This window comes from Oceanicella sp. (genome assembly GCF_056449545.1).
Genome location: NZ_JBWOMN010000064.1, coordinates 42,588 through 57,650, shown reverse-complemented (window position 1 = coordinate 57,650; position 15,063 = coordinate 42,588). Strand labels below are relative to the sequence as shown.

Genomic DNA, 15,063 nt, shown 5'->3' with positions numbered 1-15,063 from the left:
AAAACGATCAGCGGCGCAGGCGGGGCGCCGGGCCAAGCGGCGCCGGCCCCAGAAACATCAGCCCGGCCTTGAAGATCAGCGGCGCCTCCAGCGCCTTGCCGTCGCTCGACAGCAGGGCGACGAAGTCCAGCCCCTGGCGCAGGGCGTCCGCCATCCCCCGGTCGATCGCCCCCGCCGCCGCCGCGGCGTCGAGCAGGGCGCGCCAATTGCGCGCGCGGAACGAGATCTTGCCGTCGGGCACGCCTTCGGCGTCGAAATCGACGCGCCCGCTTGCCTCCAGCGCCACCTCGCCCCAGTGAAACGCCGATCTGCGCAGCCAGAGCGTCTGCAACTCCGGCTTCGGACCTTCCAGCGCCAGCCGGTCCAGCGGCGCGGCGAAGGCGGCGGTGAGGTCCAGCCGCAGGGTCTGGATCAGGTCGGGCAGCGCGCCGTCCTGACTGAGCAGGGCGCGCAGGCCTTCAGGCAGGCGCAGATCCGCGCCCTCCAGCACCGCGTCATAGGCGTTGGCGCGGCCGCGCTCGGCCTCGGCGCGGCGCACCGAAAGCTGGCCCGAGCCCAGCGCCGCGCTCCAGCCGCGCTGGGAAGTCAGCGTCAGCCCGGCGAGTTCGACGACCGCGCGATCGAGCCCCAGCCGGGTCTCGGGGATCAGCGTCAGCGAGGCGCGCATGGCGTCCGACGTGACCGCCACCCGTTCGCCCGGCGCGGCGATGGTCTGGCGGGGCGGCCATGTGGCGATCGCCATGTTGGGCTGGTAGGAGAGCATGGCGATGCGGAATTCCGGCGCCCGCCAGGCCCAGCCCGAGGCCGGATCGGCCAGGGTCACGCCCTCAAGCACCGTGTCAAAGCGATTGGGATAGCCGGTGACGGTCAGGCTGTCGGCCTCGGCCGCCCAGCCCGCGGCGCGACGATCCGCGAACCAGGCCTCCACCGCCTTTTCCTGCGCCGTGGCCCCGATCCACCACCAGGCGCTCCAGGCGCCGAAGGCGACGAGGATCACGCTCATCAGGATCCTGATTTTCCACATGGCTGGCTCCCGCCCCAGGCCTCGCGCTCGTCGGGCCCATGCGCTATAGGGGCCCGCGGTCATGGCGAAACATTGGCGGCGAGATATAGAGCCCGCGCGCATCGGTGGCGACCGAAAACATGCGCCGGGCGAAAACCGGGAGGACGCGGTGCGCGGCGATGACGGCATGTGGGTGTTCGGCTACGGGTCGTTGATCTGGCGGCCGGGCTTTGCCTTCGAGGAGCGCATCGTGGCGCGGCTCGACGGATTCCGGCGCGCCTTCTGCCTGCGCTCGGTGCGCTATCGCGGCACGCCCGAGGCCCCGGGGCTGGTGCTGGCGCTGCACCGGCGCGCCGGGGCCAGTTGCGAGGGCGTGGCGTTTCGCGTGGCCCCGGCGCGGGTGGCGGAGGTGCGCGCCTATCTGTTCCATCGCGAGATGGACACCGACAGCTATCTGGAGACCTTCCAGACCATCGCCGCGCCGGGGCTCGCCCCGGCGCCGGCGCTGTGTTACGTGATGAACGAGGCGCATGCGCATTTCGCGCTGCTGTCGCTGGAGGCGCAGGCCGACATCATCGCCCGCGCCCACGGTCCGGCGGGGCCGAATCGCGACTATCTGCACAACACCGTCGCGCATCTGATCGACCTGGGCGTGCGCGACGCGGAACTGGAAGCGCTGGATCGTCTGGTGCGCGCGCGGCGCGGATCCGCTCAGCCGGATTGAGGGTTTGCCGTCACTGCAATGGAAGGAATTCGCCATGCTGGTCATAGCGGGAAGCGTCGTCTTCGACGAGAAGGATCTGGCGGAAATATTGCCCGCCGGGCGGCGGATGATCGAGGAGACCCGCAAGGAGGCGGGCTGCCGCCATTACGGGTTCTACCAGGACATCATGCAGCCGGGGCGCATCCAGATCTACGAGGAATGGGACGATGCGCAGAGCCTCGCGGCCCATGCCGCCTCGGCGCATATGGCCGCGTGGCGCGAGGTTCTGGCCGGGGTGACGCTGCTGAGCCGGGATCTGAAGAAGATGGTCGTGAAGGACGCGGACGTGTCGCCGCTGGGGTGACGCCGGGCGGCTGACGCAGGGCGGGGCGGCAAGGCGGTCCCGGGACGCGGCCCTTGTCGCGGGGGCCTCGTTCGCGGTTCGATCGGGTGTTGGCGCGGCGGCCAGACGGTCGGGGCAGTGAGTCGGGGGCGTGAGTGGGGGCGTGGGCCGGGGCCGTGATTCGGGGCCGTGAGTGGGGGCCTTCGGTCGGGGCCGTGGGCCGGGGCCTTCGGTCGGGGTCAGTGATCCGGCCCCGGCGCAGCCTCGGCGAGATCGCCGCCGTTGCGGAGTTCCTTCAGGCCCTGATCGATCAGGGCGATGGCGCGGCGGGTCTTGCGCCGGCCGCGCGGCCCGGCGGCGCGCAGGGTCTGCACGGTTTCCAGCGCGCCGAGCGCAACCACCGCGCGCCCGGCGCCCTGACGCTCGACTTCCCGCGCCAAAGCCTCGCGCTCGGCGCTCACCACGTCAACCTCGCCGATGCGCAGGGCGCGGATGCAGTAGTCCAGCGAGTCCGACGCGACCAGCGAGATGGTGGGCTCCACCAGCCCCGCCGCCTGCAGATCGCCCGCGAACATGGCGCGCGGGCGGCAGATGCGGGCGCCAAACAGCGCCGCGTGGGTCTTTGCGGCGGCGTAGTCGCCATGGGCGCCGGTGACATAGGCGATGGTCGCCTTGCGCAGCGGCGCCGACCAGGCCAGTTGCCCGCAGCGCGCCCGCAGCGCCGGGCTGAGCGCGTCGCTGCGATCGCAATCGGGGCGGATCCACGGGAAACCGAGGTCAAAGCCGCCCGCCTGCAGGTCGCCGGGGCGCGGCGCGCGGTCGTCGCGGGCGACGATCTCGAAGCTTTGCGCCGGCTCGGCGCGGGTCAGGGCGGCGGCGATCAGACTGGCCAACGGCGCGCTCTCGGGGCCGGTCGCGAGCCGGATCGCCGGTTCGCCATCGGCCGGCGTCGGCGTCGGCGCAGGATCGGCCTTCGGGTCGGCTTGCTGATCGACGCCCGGTCCGGCGGCGGGGCTTTCGGGCGCCGCGGGATCGGCGCTTGCGGCCCGGGCGTCCGGACAGGGAATGAAAAAGGTCTGGCCGACCTCGATGCTGTTGGGACTGGGGCCGATCACCGCGCGGTTGCGGGCGTAGATCCGCAGATAGCCGCGCTTGTCGGCGCCGTAATGCTTGCGGGCGATGACCGCCAGCGTGTCGCCGGGCGCCACCGTGTAGTCGCCGCCGCAGCGCAGCGTCTGCGCAGCGGCCCCCGCGCCGCCGGCGAAAACGGCGATGACCGCCGCCGATGCCAAAACGCGCATCGCTTTCTCCTTCCCGACTCCGCGGCCCCGCGCCACGCAACCATCCACCCCCGCGCCCCGGGGCGCCCACATGGCGGCCCGACGCGACGAGTCATCCCTGCGGCGCCGCTTACCCGGTCACCCTACCCCATCGCGCCGTCAAATCCCAACCAAAGGCGCCCCCCGGCGCCGTGCAGGCCGATGCGATTCATGAAAAAATTCATTCCGCTTCGACGATCAGCACCATGCCCTCGACGCCCGTCACCCGCACCGCGTCGCGGATGGCCGGCGCGTCGGGGCCCGTGGCGCGCGCCTGCCAGCGCACGCCGTCGATCTCCACCGCGCCCTCGCCGCCCTCGAAGGGGCTCAGCACCGCGCCGCGCCGCCCGACGAGCTGCGCCGAGCGGCGGTTGAGATCCGGGCGGTCCGACGGCGCCTGGCCGAAGCGGCGGATGATCCAGCGCCCGACCAGCGTCAGCGCCACCGCCATGGCGGCGAAGACCGTCACCTGCGCGGCGCCGCTCAGGTCCGGGACCAGCCACAGGATCACCCCCATGGCCACCGCCGCCAGCCCCGGCCAGATCAGGAAGAACGACATGCTGGCCATTTCCACCGCGCCCAGCGCGACCCCGAGCGCGATCCACATCCAGGGCGAGATGCCTGTCAGCAGGCCGAACAGGTCATTGCCTCCCATGTCAGGCCGCCCCGCCGCCGGATTTGCCGAGCCCGATCTGCTTGGCGATCTCGCCGATGCCGGCGATCGAACCGATCAGCCCCGCGGCCTCCAGCGGGATCATCACGGTCTTGGAATTGGGCGCGCTGGCGATGTCGCGCAGGGCCTCGGTGTATTTCTGGGCGACGAAGTAGTTGATCGCCTGCACGTCGCCCTCGGCGATGGCGCGCGACACCATTTCGGTGGCCTTGGCCTCGGCCTGGGCGGCGCGCTCGCGGGCCTCGGCGTCGAGGAAGGCGGCCTCGCGGCGGCCCTCGGCCTCGCGCACCTGGGCCTCCTTGCCGCCCTCGGCCTTGAGGATGGCGGCCTGCTTCTCGCCCTCGGCCTGCAGGATCTCCGCGCGCTTCAGGCGTTCGGCCTTCATCTGGCGGGCCATGGCCTCGTTGATGTCGGCGGGGGGGCTCAGGTCCTTGATCTCGATGCGGGTGACCTTCACGCCCCAGGGGCTGGCGGCGGCGTCGATGACGCCCAGCAGCTTGCCGTTGATGGCGTCGCGGTTGGACAGCACCTCGTCCAGATCCATGGAGCCGATCACGGTGCGGATATTGGTCATGGTCAGGTTGTTGAGCGCCCGGGTCAGATCGCGCACCTCGTAGGCGGCGGCGGCGGCGTCCACCACCTGGTAGAAGGCGATGGCGTCGGCCTCGACCTGCACGTTGTCGCGGGTGATGACCTCCTGGCTGTCGATGTCGAGCACGGTCTCCATCATGTTGAGCTTGGCGCCGACGCGCTCCATGATCGGGACCACGAAATTCATCCCCGGGCGCAGGGTGCGGGTGTAGCGGCCGAAGCGTTCGACGGTCCATTCCTCCCCCTGGGACACGGTCTGCACCATCAGGAAGATCAGGATCAGGGCGAAGGCCAGCACCGCCAGCGCGGTGATGGAGGTGGAATCGACCAACAGGTTTTCGAGCATCGAGGTCTCCCAAAGGAATATCGGCTACCGCTTATGTGGCGCCGCAACGGCCGCAACGCAATCGCCGCGGGCCGCGCGCGCATGATTCCCGCCGCCACGACGGCTTGCGAAACGGGCGGGGCGCGCGGCGGCGGGGGGGAATCGCTGAGTCGCGCCCATTTGCAGCATATCCGGGACGGGCTCGACCTGAGGCCGCCGGCGCCGCGCCCCGGCCAGCCCCGGCGATCGGCCCGTCAAGGGCAAAGATCGGTTGACCCGCCGCCGCCAGGGCGCATTATTCATATTGTATGAGTATTGACCGTCCTCGGCGCCCCCGGCGGGGCGCGATCTTGGAATCGGACCCATGTTCGCGGGAAAAACCGGCAGCAGGACATTCTCGCGGCGCGGACTGCATGGTCAGGTCGCCATCGATCTGGGCCGGCGCATCGTCACCGGGCGCATCGCCGAGGGCGAGATCCTGCCCCGGGAAGACGCCGCCAGCGCCGAGCTGAACGTCAGCCGCACCGCCTATCGCGAGGCCGTAAAGGTGCTGGCCGCCAAGGGGTTGCTGGCCTCGCGGCCAAGGGTCGGCACCCGGGTGCGCCCGCGCGCCGAATGGAACATGCTGGACCCCGACATCCTGTCCTGGGCGACGGAATCCGGGCTGACCTGCGCCTTCGCCGACGCGCTGTTCGAATTCCGGCTGGTGTTCGAGCCCGCCGCCGCGGAACTGGCCGCGGCCAGGGGGCGGGCCGCCGAAATCGCCGAGATCCGCCGGGCGCTGGCGGACATGAAGACCACGGCGCCGACCACGCGCGAAAACGTGCTGGCGGATCTGGCCTTTCACGCGGCGCTGCTGCGGGCCTCGGGCAACGAATTGCTGAGTTCGCTGATCTATGTGGTCGAGGCGCTGCTGGCGCGCAGCTTCGCGATTTCGGCGCAGCTTCCCGGCGCCGCGGAAACCTCGAACGCGCTGCATGAAAAGGTGCTGCGCCATATCGAGCGCGGCCGCCCCGGCAAGGCGCGCAAGGCCATGACCACGCTGCTGATCAGCGCCCGCGAGGACATCGAGGCCGCGCTGCCGCTTCACGGCGGCGCGCCCGAAACCTGACCGAAACCGGCGCCGAGGACCGAGCGCCGGACAATAAAAGACCACCCGAGAACAAACCCAACGGAGGAACAAGATGCTGAAGAAATCATTGATGGGCGCAATCGCGCTCAGCCTGACCGCGGGCGTCGCCATGGCCGGCGCCGCGGACAAGCGGATCGCCCTGTCCAACAACTACGCCGGCAATTCCTGGCGCCAGGCGATGCTGCAGAGCTGGGAAAAGGTGACCGGCGCGGCGGTGGCCGAGGGCGTCGTCGCCGAGGCCCCGGCCTTCACCACCGCCGAGAACCAGGTGACCGAGCAGGCCGCCCAGATCCAGAACCTGATCCTGCAGGGCTATGACGCCATCGTCATCAACGCCGCCTCGCCCGACGCGCTGAACGGCGCGGTGCAGCAGGCCTGCGACGCGGGCATCGTGGTGGTGTCCTTCGACGGCATCGTCACCGCGCCCTGCGCCTATCGCATCGCGGTGGATTTCAAGGGCATGGGCGCCATCCAGCTCGACTACCTCGCCGAACGCCTGCCCGCGGGCGGCAACGTGCTGGAGATCCGCGGCCTCGCGGGGGTGTTCGTGGATGACGAGATCAGCGCCGGCATCCATGCGGGCGCGGCCTTGCATCCGCAATTCAAGATCGTCGGCTCGGTGCATGGCAACTGGGCGCAGGACGTGGCGCAGAAGGCGGTCGCGGGCATCCTGCCCTCGCTGCCGGAAATCGTCGCGGTGGCGACCCAGGGCGGCGACGGCTACGGCGCGGCGCAGGCCTTCGCGGCGGCCGGGCGCCCGACCCCGATCATCATCATGGGCAACCGCCATGACGAACTGACTTGGTGGAAGGAGCAGAAGGACGCCAACGGCTACGAGACCATGTCGGTGTCGATCGCGCCCGGGGTCTCGACCCTGGCCTTCTGGGTGGCGAAGATGGTGCTCGACGGCGCCGAGGTGCCCCGGGATCTGGTGGTGCCGTTCCTGCAGATCAACCAGGACACGCTGGAGGAAAGCCTCGCCAACACCCAGGCGGGCGGGGTCGCCAACGTGGAATACTCGCTCGAGGACGCCAAGGCGGTGGTGGCCGGCAAGTAGGCCGCGCCCCCGGGCGCGCGGATTCCGATGGATGGGGACGGAGACGGGAGCGGGCGCATGACCGCGACTGACCGCGACATCGTCAGACTCGAGGCCATCGCCAAGCGCTTCGGCGCGGTGCGGGCGCTCGACGGCGTCTCCCTGCGCGTCAGATCCGGCGAGCGCCTCGGCCTCGTCGGCCATAACGGCGCCGGCAAATCCACGTTGATGAACGTGCTTGCCGGCGCCCTGGCGCCCGACGAGGGCGCCATCGCCATCCACGGCAAGCCGCTGGAAACCGGCTACGGGGTGGGCGGCGCCAATGAAAACGGCATCCGCTGCGTGTTTCAGGAACTGTCGCTCTGTCCCAACCTGACGGTGGCCGAAAACGCCCGGATCTTTCACCCCTCGCTGAAAGGCTGGGGCTGGAAGGCGCGGGCCGGCCGGCTGATCGCCGACAAGCTGGACGAGATTTTTCCCGGCCACGGCCTGTCGCCCGGCGAGGTGGTCGGCGACCTGGCCATCGGCAAGCGCCAGATGATCGAGATCGCGCGCGCCTTCACGGTCACCGACGCGCCGCTGCATCTGGTGATCCTCGACGAACCGACCTCGTCGCTGGACGTGGTGACGGCGCGGCAATTGCTGGAATTCGTCGGCCGCGCGGTGGCCGGGGGGCTGAGCTGCATTCTCATCACCCATGTGCTGGGCGAGGTTCTCGACCATTCCGACCGCATCGTGGTGATGAAGGACGGCGCGGTGGTGGCCGAGCGCCCGGCGGCCGATTTCGACCGGGATTCGCTGGTGGCGGAGATGGGCGCCGTGGCGCCCCCCCGCGACAAGGGCGCGCCGTCGGCCCGGGCGCAGCTGCGCGGCGTCGCGCCGCTGACGGTCGAGGCCAGTCCCGACGGGACCCGCGACGATCCCGCCGGCCGGCTGCTGGCGCATCGCGGCGAGATCGTCGGGCTTGCCGGGCTCGCCGGGCATGGCCAGACCCGGATGCTGCTGAAGATCTTTCGCGCCGCCTCGAAACGCCGCGGCGCGACGCGGGTCGACGGCGAGATGGCGCTGGTGGCCGGGGACCGGCGCGCCGACGGGGTGTTTCACCTGTGGTCCATCGCCGCCAACATCTGCGTCCGCTCGCTGCCCGCCATGGTCCGGCGCGGCCTGATCGACCCGGGCGCCGAGGCGGCGATGGCCGCCGAATGGAAGGAGCGGATCAACATCCGCACCCCCGACGTCAACGACAACATCCTGTCCCTGTCCGGCGGCAACCAGCAAAAGGCGCTGTTCGCGCGGGCGCTGGCCTCGGACGCGACGGTGATCCTGATGGACGACCCCATGCGCGGCGTCGACGTGGGCACCAAGCGCGAGGTCTACGACCTGATCCGCGCCGAGGCCGAACGCGGCCGCACTTTCCTCTGGTACACCACGGAAATCGACGAATTGAAGAATTGCGACCACACCTACGTGTTCCGCGACGGACTGATCGTCGCCGACATGTCGAACGCGGAGCTGACCGAGGAGAAGGTCCTGCAATCCTCGTTCCGGGACAGCGCATGACCGCGCTGGCCTGGCTGACCTCGCCACGGACGCTGCGCGCCGCGCTGCCCGCCGCGTCGCTGGCGGCGCTGCTGGCGGCGATCTTCTACATCCAGCCGCGCGCCATGAGCTATTTCGGCCTGAACCTGATGCTGCAATACGCGGTGCCGATCGCGCTGGCGACCATCGCGCAGATGTTCATCATCACCGTCAACGATCTGGACCTGTCGATCGGCGCCTTCGTCGGGCTCACCGCCAGCATAGGGGCCACGCTGCTGGCCCAGTCGCCGGCGCTGGGCGCGCTGGCGCTGCTGGGCTGCATCGCCGCCTACGGCGCGCTCGGGGCGCTGATCCACTGGCGCAACCTGCCCTCGATCGTGGTCACGCTGGGCATGTCCTTCGTGTGGCTCGGCGTCGCGGTGCTGATCCTGCCCACCCCGGGCGGCACGGCGCCGGGCTGGGTCAGCGCCATCGTCCACGTGAAGACGCCCCTTGTGCCGTTCCCCATCGTCGCCGCCATCGTCACCGGGGTCGCGGTGCATGCGCTGCTGATGACCTCGAGCTACGGCGCGGTGCTGCGCGGCGCCGGCGGCAATCCCAGGGCCATCGGCCGCGCCGGCTGGTCGCTGCTGAAGATCAAGGTGGCGATGTATGCGGCGGCGGGGCTTTTCGGGGTGCTCTCGGGGCTGTCGCTGATCGGGCTGACCTCGGCGGCGGATGCGCATATCGCCGACCGCTACACGCTTTACGCCATCGCCGGGGTGATCCTCGGCGGCGGCGAATTCGTCGGCGGGCGGGTGTCGCCCATCGGCGCGGTGCTCGGCGCGCTGACGCTGACGCTGACCGGATCGTTCCTGATTTTCCTGCGCATCTCGCCCGACTGGCAGATCGGCGCGCAGGGCGGGATCCTGATCATCGTGCTGGCGCTGCGCGCGCTCATCAACCGGCGGGAGGCCTGAGATGCCGGCGACCCTGAAGACCCTGTGGCGAAAACCCTGGATCTGGTCCTATGTCGGCATGATCGCCGTCTGGCTGGCGACGGTGGCCTTCACCGGCGGCAAGGGCGGCGCCGAGGTGCTGAGCGCGGCGCTGTCCTTCGCCACCTTCACGGTGATCGTGGGCATCGGCCAGATGTTCGTGATCACCACCGGGCCGGGCAATGTGGACCTGTCGATTCCGGCGACGATCTCGCTGTCCGGGGCGGTGGCGATGAAGATCATGGACGGATCCGACGCCATGCTGCCGATCGGGCTCGTCGCGTCGCTGGGCTGCGGGCTGGGGGTGGGGGCGTTCAACTACCTGCTGATCCGGGCGCTGCGCATCCCGCCGATCATCGCCACCCTGTCCGCGAGCTTCCTGGTGCTGTCCGCCGCCATCGCCTACGGACGCGGGCTGAAGATCAAGCCGCCGCCGCTGCTGGCGGAATTCGCCACCGCGCAGGTGCTGGGCGCGCCGATCCTCGCCATCGCGGTCATCGGCCTGGCCGTGGTCATGAGCGTGCTGCTGCACCGCACGCTCTACGGGCGTTCGGTGCTGGCCATCGGGCAGAACGCGCGCGCCGCCGCGCTGGCCGGGATCAACGTCGAAAGGGTCCGCTTCGCCACCTATGCGCTGAGCGCCACGCTGGCGGCGCTTTGCGGCTATCTGCTGGCCGGGTTTTCCGGCGGCGCGTCGCTGAACATGGGCGAGGAATACCTCATGGCCTCGATCGCCGTGGTGGTGATCGGCGGCACCTCGGTGGCCGGCGGGCGGGCCAACGCTCCGGGGATCTGGGGCGCGGCGATGTTCCTGTTTCTGCTGGTCACCATGCTCAACATCTTCGGCGCCAGCGCCGGGGTGCGGCTGATCATGACCGGGCTGATCATCGTCGCCGTGATCACCGCGGCTGGCGGCGACGAACCGGAACGCTGACAAGGGGGCTTGCCACGGCGCCGCCCGGGTCATCCAAGACATGCGCCGTTCAACCGCCGCCGAGGGGCGGCCGCCCTGCGCGGCCGCTCAGACCGCCCCGGCCAGCGCCCCTTGCGGCGCGTCGTCGCGCGCCACCCAGTGATCCTCGGCGATCTGCGTCAGACGCAGCCGGGCCGGGCCGGACCGCGCCGACCAGATCGGGGATCCGGGGTCGCGGGCGCGGGGCGGCGCCGGCATGCGCTTGCGGGACGGGTCCGGACTCGGCACGGCGGCCAGCAGCCGGCGGGTGTAGGGGTGCGCGGGGTTGCGCAGCACCTGCTCGCGCCCGCCCCTCTCGACGATCTGGCCCATGTTCATCACCGCCACCCGGTCCGCCATCTGGTCGATCACCGCCATGTCGTGGGATATGAACAGGTAGGCGAGCCCTTCCTCGGCCTGCAATTCGCGCAGCAGGTCCAGCACCTGCGCCTGCACCGACACGTCGAGCGCCGAGACGCATTCATCGGCGACGATGACCTGCGGGCGCAGCGCCAGCGCCCGGGCGATGCAGATGCGCTGGCGCTGGCCGCCGGAGAATTCATGCGGGTAGCGGCCGAGGTGATCGGGCGTCAGCCCCACCCGCCGGAACAGCCACGCCGCGCGATCCTGCAATTCCGACCCCGAGGCCAGCCCGTGCACCACCAGCGGCTCGGCCACCTGTTCGCCCACCGTCATGCGCGAATCGAGCGAGGCGCCCGGGTCCTGAAACACCATCTGGATGTTGCGCCGCACCGCGCGCAGGTCGCGCTGCCCCAGCCCGGCGACCGCCTGCCCGGCGATCTCGATGCCGCCGCTCCAGTCCACCAGCCCCAGCAACGCCTTGCCGATGGTGGATTTGCCGCAGCCGGATTCGCCCACCAGCGCCAGGGTTTCGCGCGGCGCGATGGAAAAGCTCACATGTTCGACCGCGTGCACCCGCGATCGCACCCGGTTGAGCAGCCCGCCGCGCAGATCGAAGCGCACGCAGAGATCTTCGACCCTGACCACGGTCATGGCGCGATCCGGGACCGGGCGCGGCGGCGCATCGCCAAGCCGCGGCACGGCGGCCAGCAATTCGCGCGCGTAGGCGGATTTCGGCGCCGCGAACAGGGTGCGCACCGGGGCGGATTCGACCTCGCGCCCCTCGCGCATGACGATCACCCGGTCGGCCATTTCCGCCACCACGCCCATGTCATGGGTGATCATCAGCACCGTGGTCCCGTGTTCGCGCTGCAGGGCGCGGATCAGGTCCAGCACCTCGGCCTGCACGGTCACGTCAAGCGCCGTGGTGGGTTCGTCGGCGATCAGGATTTCGGGCTCGCAGGCCAGCGCCATGGCGATCATCACCCGCTGGCGCATGCCGCCGGATAATTCATGCGGATACTGGCGATAGCGCAGTTCGGCGTCGGCGATGCGCACGTCGCGCAGCAGGTCCAGCGCCCGGGCCCGCGCGGCGCCCGGCGCGCAGACCCCGTGTTCCAGCAGCGCTTCGGTCAGTTGCGGCCCGATGCGCATCACCGGGTTGAGCGAGGTCATGGGTTCCTGAAAGATCATCGAGATGCGCGCGGCGCGGATCTTGCGCAGGCCCGCCTCGCTCATCCCCGCCAGTTCGGTCCCGTCGGCAAGCCGGATCGAGCCTTTGGCGATGCGCGCCATGGGCTGGGGCAGCAGGCCCATCACCGCCAGCGCGGTCATCGACTTGCCCGACCCGCTTTCGCCGGCAAGGCACAGGGTCTCGCCGCGCAGAAGGTCGAACCCCATGTCCTCGACCACCAGCTTGGGGCCCTCGGTCGTGGCCACCTGGATGCTCAGGCCCCGAACGCTGAGCGCCGGGCGGGGCGCATCCCGCCCGGCGCCGTCTTCAGCCGCGCTCATTCGAAAACGATGCGCGGCATGTAGAAGGACACCACCCAGTTGGGCATGTCGACGATCTCGGAAATCCGCAGATCGCCGCAGACCGAGCACAGCATGTAGGCGTCGACGGCGCTCAACCCGTGGGTCTTGCACAGGAAATCGATCATCGCCGACAGCGCGTCGCGCGCGCCGCTCATCAGGTCGGGGCCGATGCCGGTGGTGGCCTCGTAGCCGCCGGCGTCGAGATGGCTGGTCACCGGCCCCGGCGTGGTGAAGCGCGGGAATTTCAGCGGCGTCCGCTTGATCAGGTCGAGCGTCAGATTGACCTTCATCGGGCTTTCGATCGCCGTGCCGCAGACCTCGCCGTCGCCCTGCGCCGCATGGGTGTCGCCGATCGAGAACAGCGCCCCCGCGACCTCCACCGGCAGATACAGCACCGACCCCGCCGCCAGGTCGCGGATGTCGAGATTGCCGCCGACCCGGCGCGGCGGCACCACCGAATGCAGCCCCGGTTCGCCCGGCGCCACCCCGATGGTCCCGGCAAACGGCTTCAACGGCACCCGCGCCAGCGAACTGAACAGCGCCGGGGTCATGGCGTCGGAGTCATAGGACCAGATCTTCAGCGCCGGTTCGTCGAACTGATCGGCCAGCAGCCCGAATCCCGGAATGTTGGCGGTCCAGCCGAAGCCCGAGGGCTCGAACCCCTCGATGCCGATCTTCAGGATGTCCCCGGGTTCGGCCCCGTCCACATGGATCGGCCCGGTCACCGGGTTGATCCTGTCGAATGACAGCCCGGCGATGTCCCCCGCCACGCTGTCCCTGGTCAGTTGCCCGCCCGAGCTGTCCAGGCATTCGAAATGCAGGGACGCGCCCGGGGCCACGGTGGCGACGGGCGGGATCGCATGATCCCACCCGAAGTGATGATGACGCCCGTGGATCGTGTAGTCAGGAGCGTTGCACATGGCTACTGCACGTCGTTGGAATAGACGTAATCGTAGTTGACCGGCACATGCACCGGATCCACGAAGATCGCGTCGGGACCGCCCAGCCGCGCCGAACGCATGGTGAAGCGCTGTTCGTTGAACACCGGCGCCCAGGGCGCGTCCTCCATGATCGCGAGGTAGATCTCGCGCCATTTCGCCTCGCGTTCGGCGGCCATGGCCGGATCGGTCATGGCGTCGGCCTCGACCGCCTTGGCGTCAAGCTCCGGGTTGCAGTACCAGGCCCAGTTCCAGCCGCCCCGCACCGCGCCGTCGCAGCCCAGGATCGGGCCGTAGAAGTTGGACGGATCGGGGAAATCCGCGATCCAGGCCATGCCGCCCGACCAGATCATCGGCGCCTGATCCGGCTCGCCGCCCGCGGCGATCACGTTGGCCTGCGCCAGCGACCGGATTTCCGCCTTGATGCCGATCGCCGCCAGATCGCGCTGGAAGGATTGCGCGATGCGCGGGTTCGGATCGGTGTTGTAGACGAAAAGCCGGGTTTCGAACCCGTCCGGGAACCCGGCCTCGGCCAGCAGCGCCTTTGCCGCCTCGGGGTCGAAGGGATAGCCCGCGTAATCATCCGCGTATCCCGGCATCGTCGGCGGCAGCGGCTGGTTGGCGATCACCGCGCGGCCGTTGATGATGCGCACCGCGCGTTCCTTGTTGATCGCCATGTTCACCGCGCGGCGCACCTTGACGTTGTCGAAAGGCGGCATCTTGACGTTCATGGTGATGTAGCCGGTGTGCAGCTGGCCGCCCTCGATGACGAAATCCTTGAACGCCGGATCGCGGGTCACCTCGAGGAACTTGGCCGGCGGAATGCCGTCGCCGGGGATGTCCGCCTGCCCCTGCTGCAGCTTGAGCAGCGCCACGATGGGTTCCTGCCCGACCTCGAACACGATCTGGTCGAGCTTGGGCGCGCCGGCGTTCCAGTAATCCTTGTTGCGCGCGAACACCAGCCGCTGGCCCAGCGTCCATTCGGCGAGCGTGAAGGCGCCCGATCCCACCGGGTTCTTGCCGAAATCGGGGCCGTATTTCTCGGTCTCCTCCCTGGGCACCACGGAGGAAAAGTTGATCGCCATCACATGCAGGAAGGTGGCGTCGGGGCGCGACAGCTTGATCTGCACCGTGTAGCGGTCGAGCACGGCGACCCCGGACAGGCTGTCGGCCTCGCCGCTTGACATGGCGTCATAGCCCTCGATGGACCCGAAGAACCCGGCGCCGGGGCTCTGGGTCCTGGGGTTGGTCACGCGGTCGAGCGAATATTTCACGTCATCGGCGATCAGCTCGCGCCCGTTGGAGAATTTCACCCCCTCGCGCAGCTTGAAGGTGAAGGTGCGGCCGTCGTCGGAGATCGTGTAATCCTCGGCCAGGTCCTTCTTCAGGATCGTGGTGCCGGGTTCGTAATCCATCAGCCCGTCGAACAGGCTCTTGATCATCGACCAGTTCTGCCAGTCGTAGCCGATCGCCGGATCCAGCGTCGAAACGTCGTCCTTGTAGGTGACGATCATCGAGCCGCCCTGCTTGATCCCGGAGAAATCCGTGACCTGGGCGTTGGCGGCGAAGGCGACGCTCAGCGCCGCCAGACTGGTGGCCAGTATCGTTTTCATGGTGTTTCCTTTCCCTGTGTCGG

The 15,063-nt window shown here is 69.8% G+C and carries 14 protein-coding genes; 7 read left to right on the top strand and 7 right to left on the bottom strand.

Annotated elements, in window-relative coordinates; all coding sequences use genetic code 11:
* Nucleotides 1-7: 7 nt before the first annotated feature.
* Nucleotides 8-1,024 (bottom strand): DUF2125 domain-containing protein, encoded by a 1,017-nt coding sequence (locus AC1HC7_RS08895; RefSeq protein ID WP_479495528.1) that lies wholly within the window; start codon nucleotides 1,022-1,024, stop codon nucleotides 8-10.
* Between the two features lie 148 nt (nucleotides 1,025-1,172).
* On the opposite strand from AC1HC7_RS08895, the gene AC1HC7_RS08890 reads away from it, so the two are divergent.
* Nucleotides 1,173-1,727, top strand: a complete 555-nt coding sequence (locus AC1HC7_RS08890; protein ID WP_479495529.1) for a gamma-glutamylcyclotransferase — start codon at nucleotides 1,173-1,175, stop codon at nucleotides 1,725-1,727.
* A gap of 34 nt (nucleotides 1,728-1,761) precedes the next feature.
* On the top strand, nucleotides 1,762-2,070 hold the full coding sequence (locus tag AC1HC7_RS08885; protein WP_479495530.1) for a putative quinol monooxygenase: 309 nt from the start codon (nucleotides 1,762-1,764) through the stop codon (nucleotides 2,068-2,070).
* 218 nt (nucleotides 2,071-2,288) lie between these two features.
* Here the strand turns inward: AC1HC7_RS08885 and AC1HC7_RS08880 are convergent, their stop codons facing one another.
* The 3 genes from AC1HC7_RS08880 to AC1HC7_RS08870 all read right to left on the bottom strand — a co-directional run bounded on the left by AC1HC7_RS08880 (nucleotide 2,289) and on the right by AC1HC7_RS08870 (nucleotide 4,978).
* A complete protein-coding gene (locus tag AC1HC7_RS08880) occupies nucleotides 2,289-3,350 on the bottom strand; it encodes a LysM peptidoglycan-binding domain-containing protein (protein ID WP_479495531.1) in 1,062 nt (353 codons plus the stop codon).
* 199 nt (nucleotides 3,351-3,549) lie between these two features.
* Nucleotides 3,550-4,023 (bottom strand): NfeD family protein, encoded by a 474-nt coding sequence (locus AC1HC7_RS08875; RefSeq protein ID WP_479495532.1) that lies wholly within the window; start codon nucleotides 4,021-4,023, stop codon nucleotides 3,550-3,552.
* A 1-nt stretch (nucleotide 4,024) separates the two neighbouring features.
* Nucleotides 4,025-4,978 carry an SPFH domain-containing protein gene (locus tag AC1HC7_RS08870; protein WP_479495533.1) on the bottom strand — a complete coding sequence of 318 codons (954 nt, stop codon included), beginning with the start codon at nucleotides 4,976-4,978 and terminating at the stop codon, nucleotides 4,025-4,027.
* Nucleotides 4,979-5,321: 343 nt separating this feature from the next.
* Here AC1HC7_RS08870 and AC1HC7_RS08865 point away from each other — a divergent pair, with 343 nt between their 5' ends.
* The 5 genes from AC1HC7_RS08865 to AC1HC7_RS08845 all read left to right on the top strand — a co-directional run bounded on the left by AC1HC7_RS08865 (nucleotide 5,322) and on the right by AC1HC7_RS08845 (nucleotide 10,575).
* Nucleotides 5,322-6,068: a FadR/GntR family transcriptional regulator gene (locus AC1HC7_RS08865; RefSeq protein WP_479495534.1), complete on the top strand. Its 747-nt coding sequence runs from the start codon at nucleotides 5,322-5,324 to the stop codon at nucleotides 6,066-6,068.
* Between the two features lie 73 nt (nucleotides 6,069-6,141).
* Nucleotides 6,142-7,146, top strand: a complete 1,005-nt coding sequence (locus AC1HC7_RS08860) for a substrate-binding domain-containing protein (protein ID WP_479495535.1) — start codon at nucleotides 6,142-6,144, stop codon at nucleotides 7,144-7,146.
* A 57-nt stretch (nucleotides 7,147-7,203) separates the two neighbouring features.
* Complete coding sequence (locus AC1HC7_RS08855; protein ID WP_479498941.1) at nucleotides 7,204-8,685, top strand: sugar ABC transporter ATP-binding protein; 1,482 nt, start codon at nucleotides 7,204-7,206, stop codon at nucleotides 8,683-8,685.
* A complete protein-coding gene (locus AC1HC7_RS08850; RefSeq protein WP_479495537.1) occupies nucleotides 8,682-9,623 on the top strand; it encodes an ABC transporter permease in 942 nt (313 codons plus the stop codon). The genes AC1HC7_RS08855 and AC1HC7_RS08850 overlap by 4 nt, the downstream gene beginning before the upstream one ends.
* A 1-nt stretch (nucleotide 9,624) precedes the next feature.
* Nucleotides 9,625-10,575, top strand: coding sequence for an ABC transporter permease (locus AC1HC7_RS08845; RefSeq protein WP_479495538.1), 951 nt, complete (start codon nucleotides 9,625-9,627; stop codon nucleotides 10,573-10,575).
* 87 nt (nucleotides 10,576-10,662) lie between these two features.
* On the opposite strand, the gene AC1HC7_RS08840 is transcribed toward AC1HC7_RS08845, so the two are convergent.
* Genes AC1HC7_RS08840 through AC1HC7_RS08830 form a run of 3 tightly spaced genes read right to left on the bottom strand, consistent with a single transcriptional unit; the run spans nucleotide 10,663 to nucleotide 15,040 of the window.
* Complete coding sequence (locus AC1HC7_RS08840; protein WP_479495539.1) at nucleotides 10,663-12,468, bottom strand: ABC transporter ATP-binding protein; 1,806 nt, start codon at nucleotides 12,466-12,468, stop codon at nucleotides 10,663-10,665.
* Nucleotides 12,465-13,409, bottom strand: a complete 945-nt coding sequence (locus AC1HC7_RS08835; RefSeq protein WP_479495540.1) for an acetamidase/formamidase family protein — start codon at nucleotides 13,407-13,409, stop codon at nucleotides 12,465-12,467. Before AC1HC7_RS08835 ends, AC1HC7_RS08840 begins: the two co-directional genes overlap by 4 nt.
* 2 nt (nucleotides 13,410-13,411) lie before the next feature.
* Nucleotides 13,412-15,040, bottom strand: a complete 1,629-nt coding sequence (locus AC1HC7_RS08830) for an ABC transporter substrate-binding protein (RefSeq protein WP_479495541.1) — start codon at nucleotides 15,038-15,040, stop codon at nucleotides 13,412-13,414.
* Nucleotides 15,041-15,063: the final 23 nt, after the last annotated feature.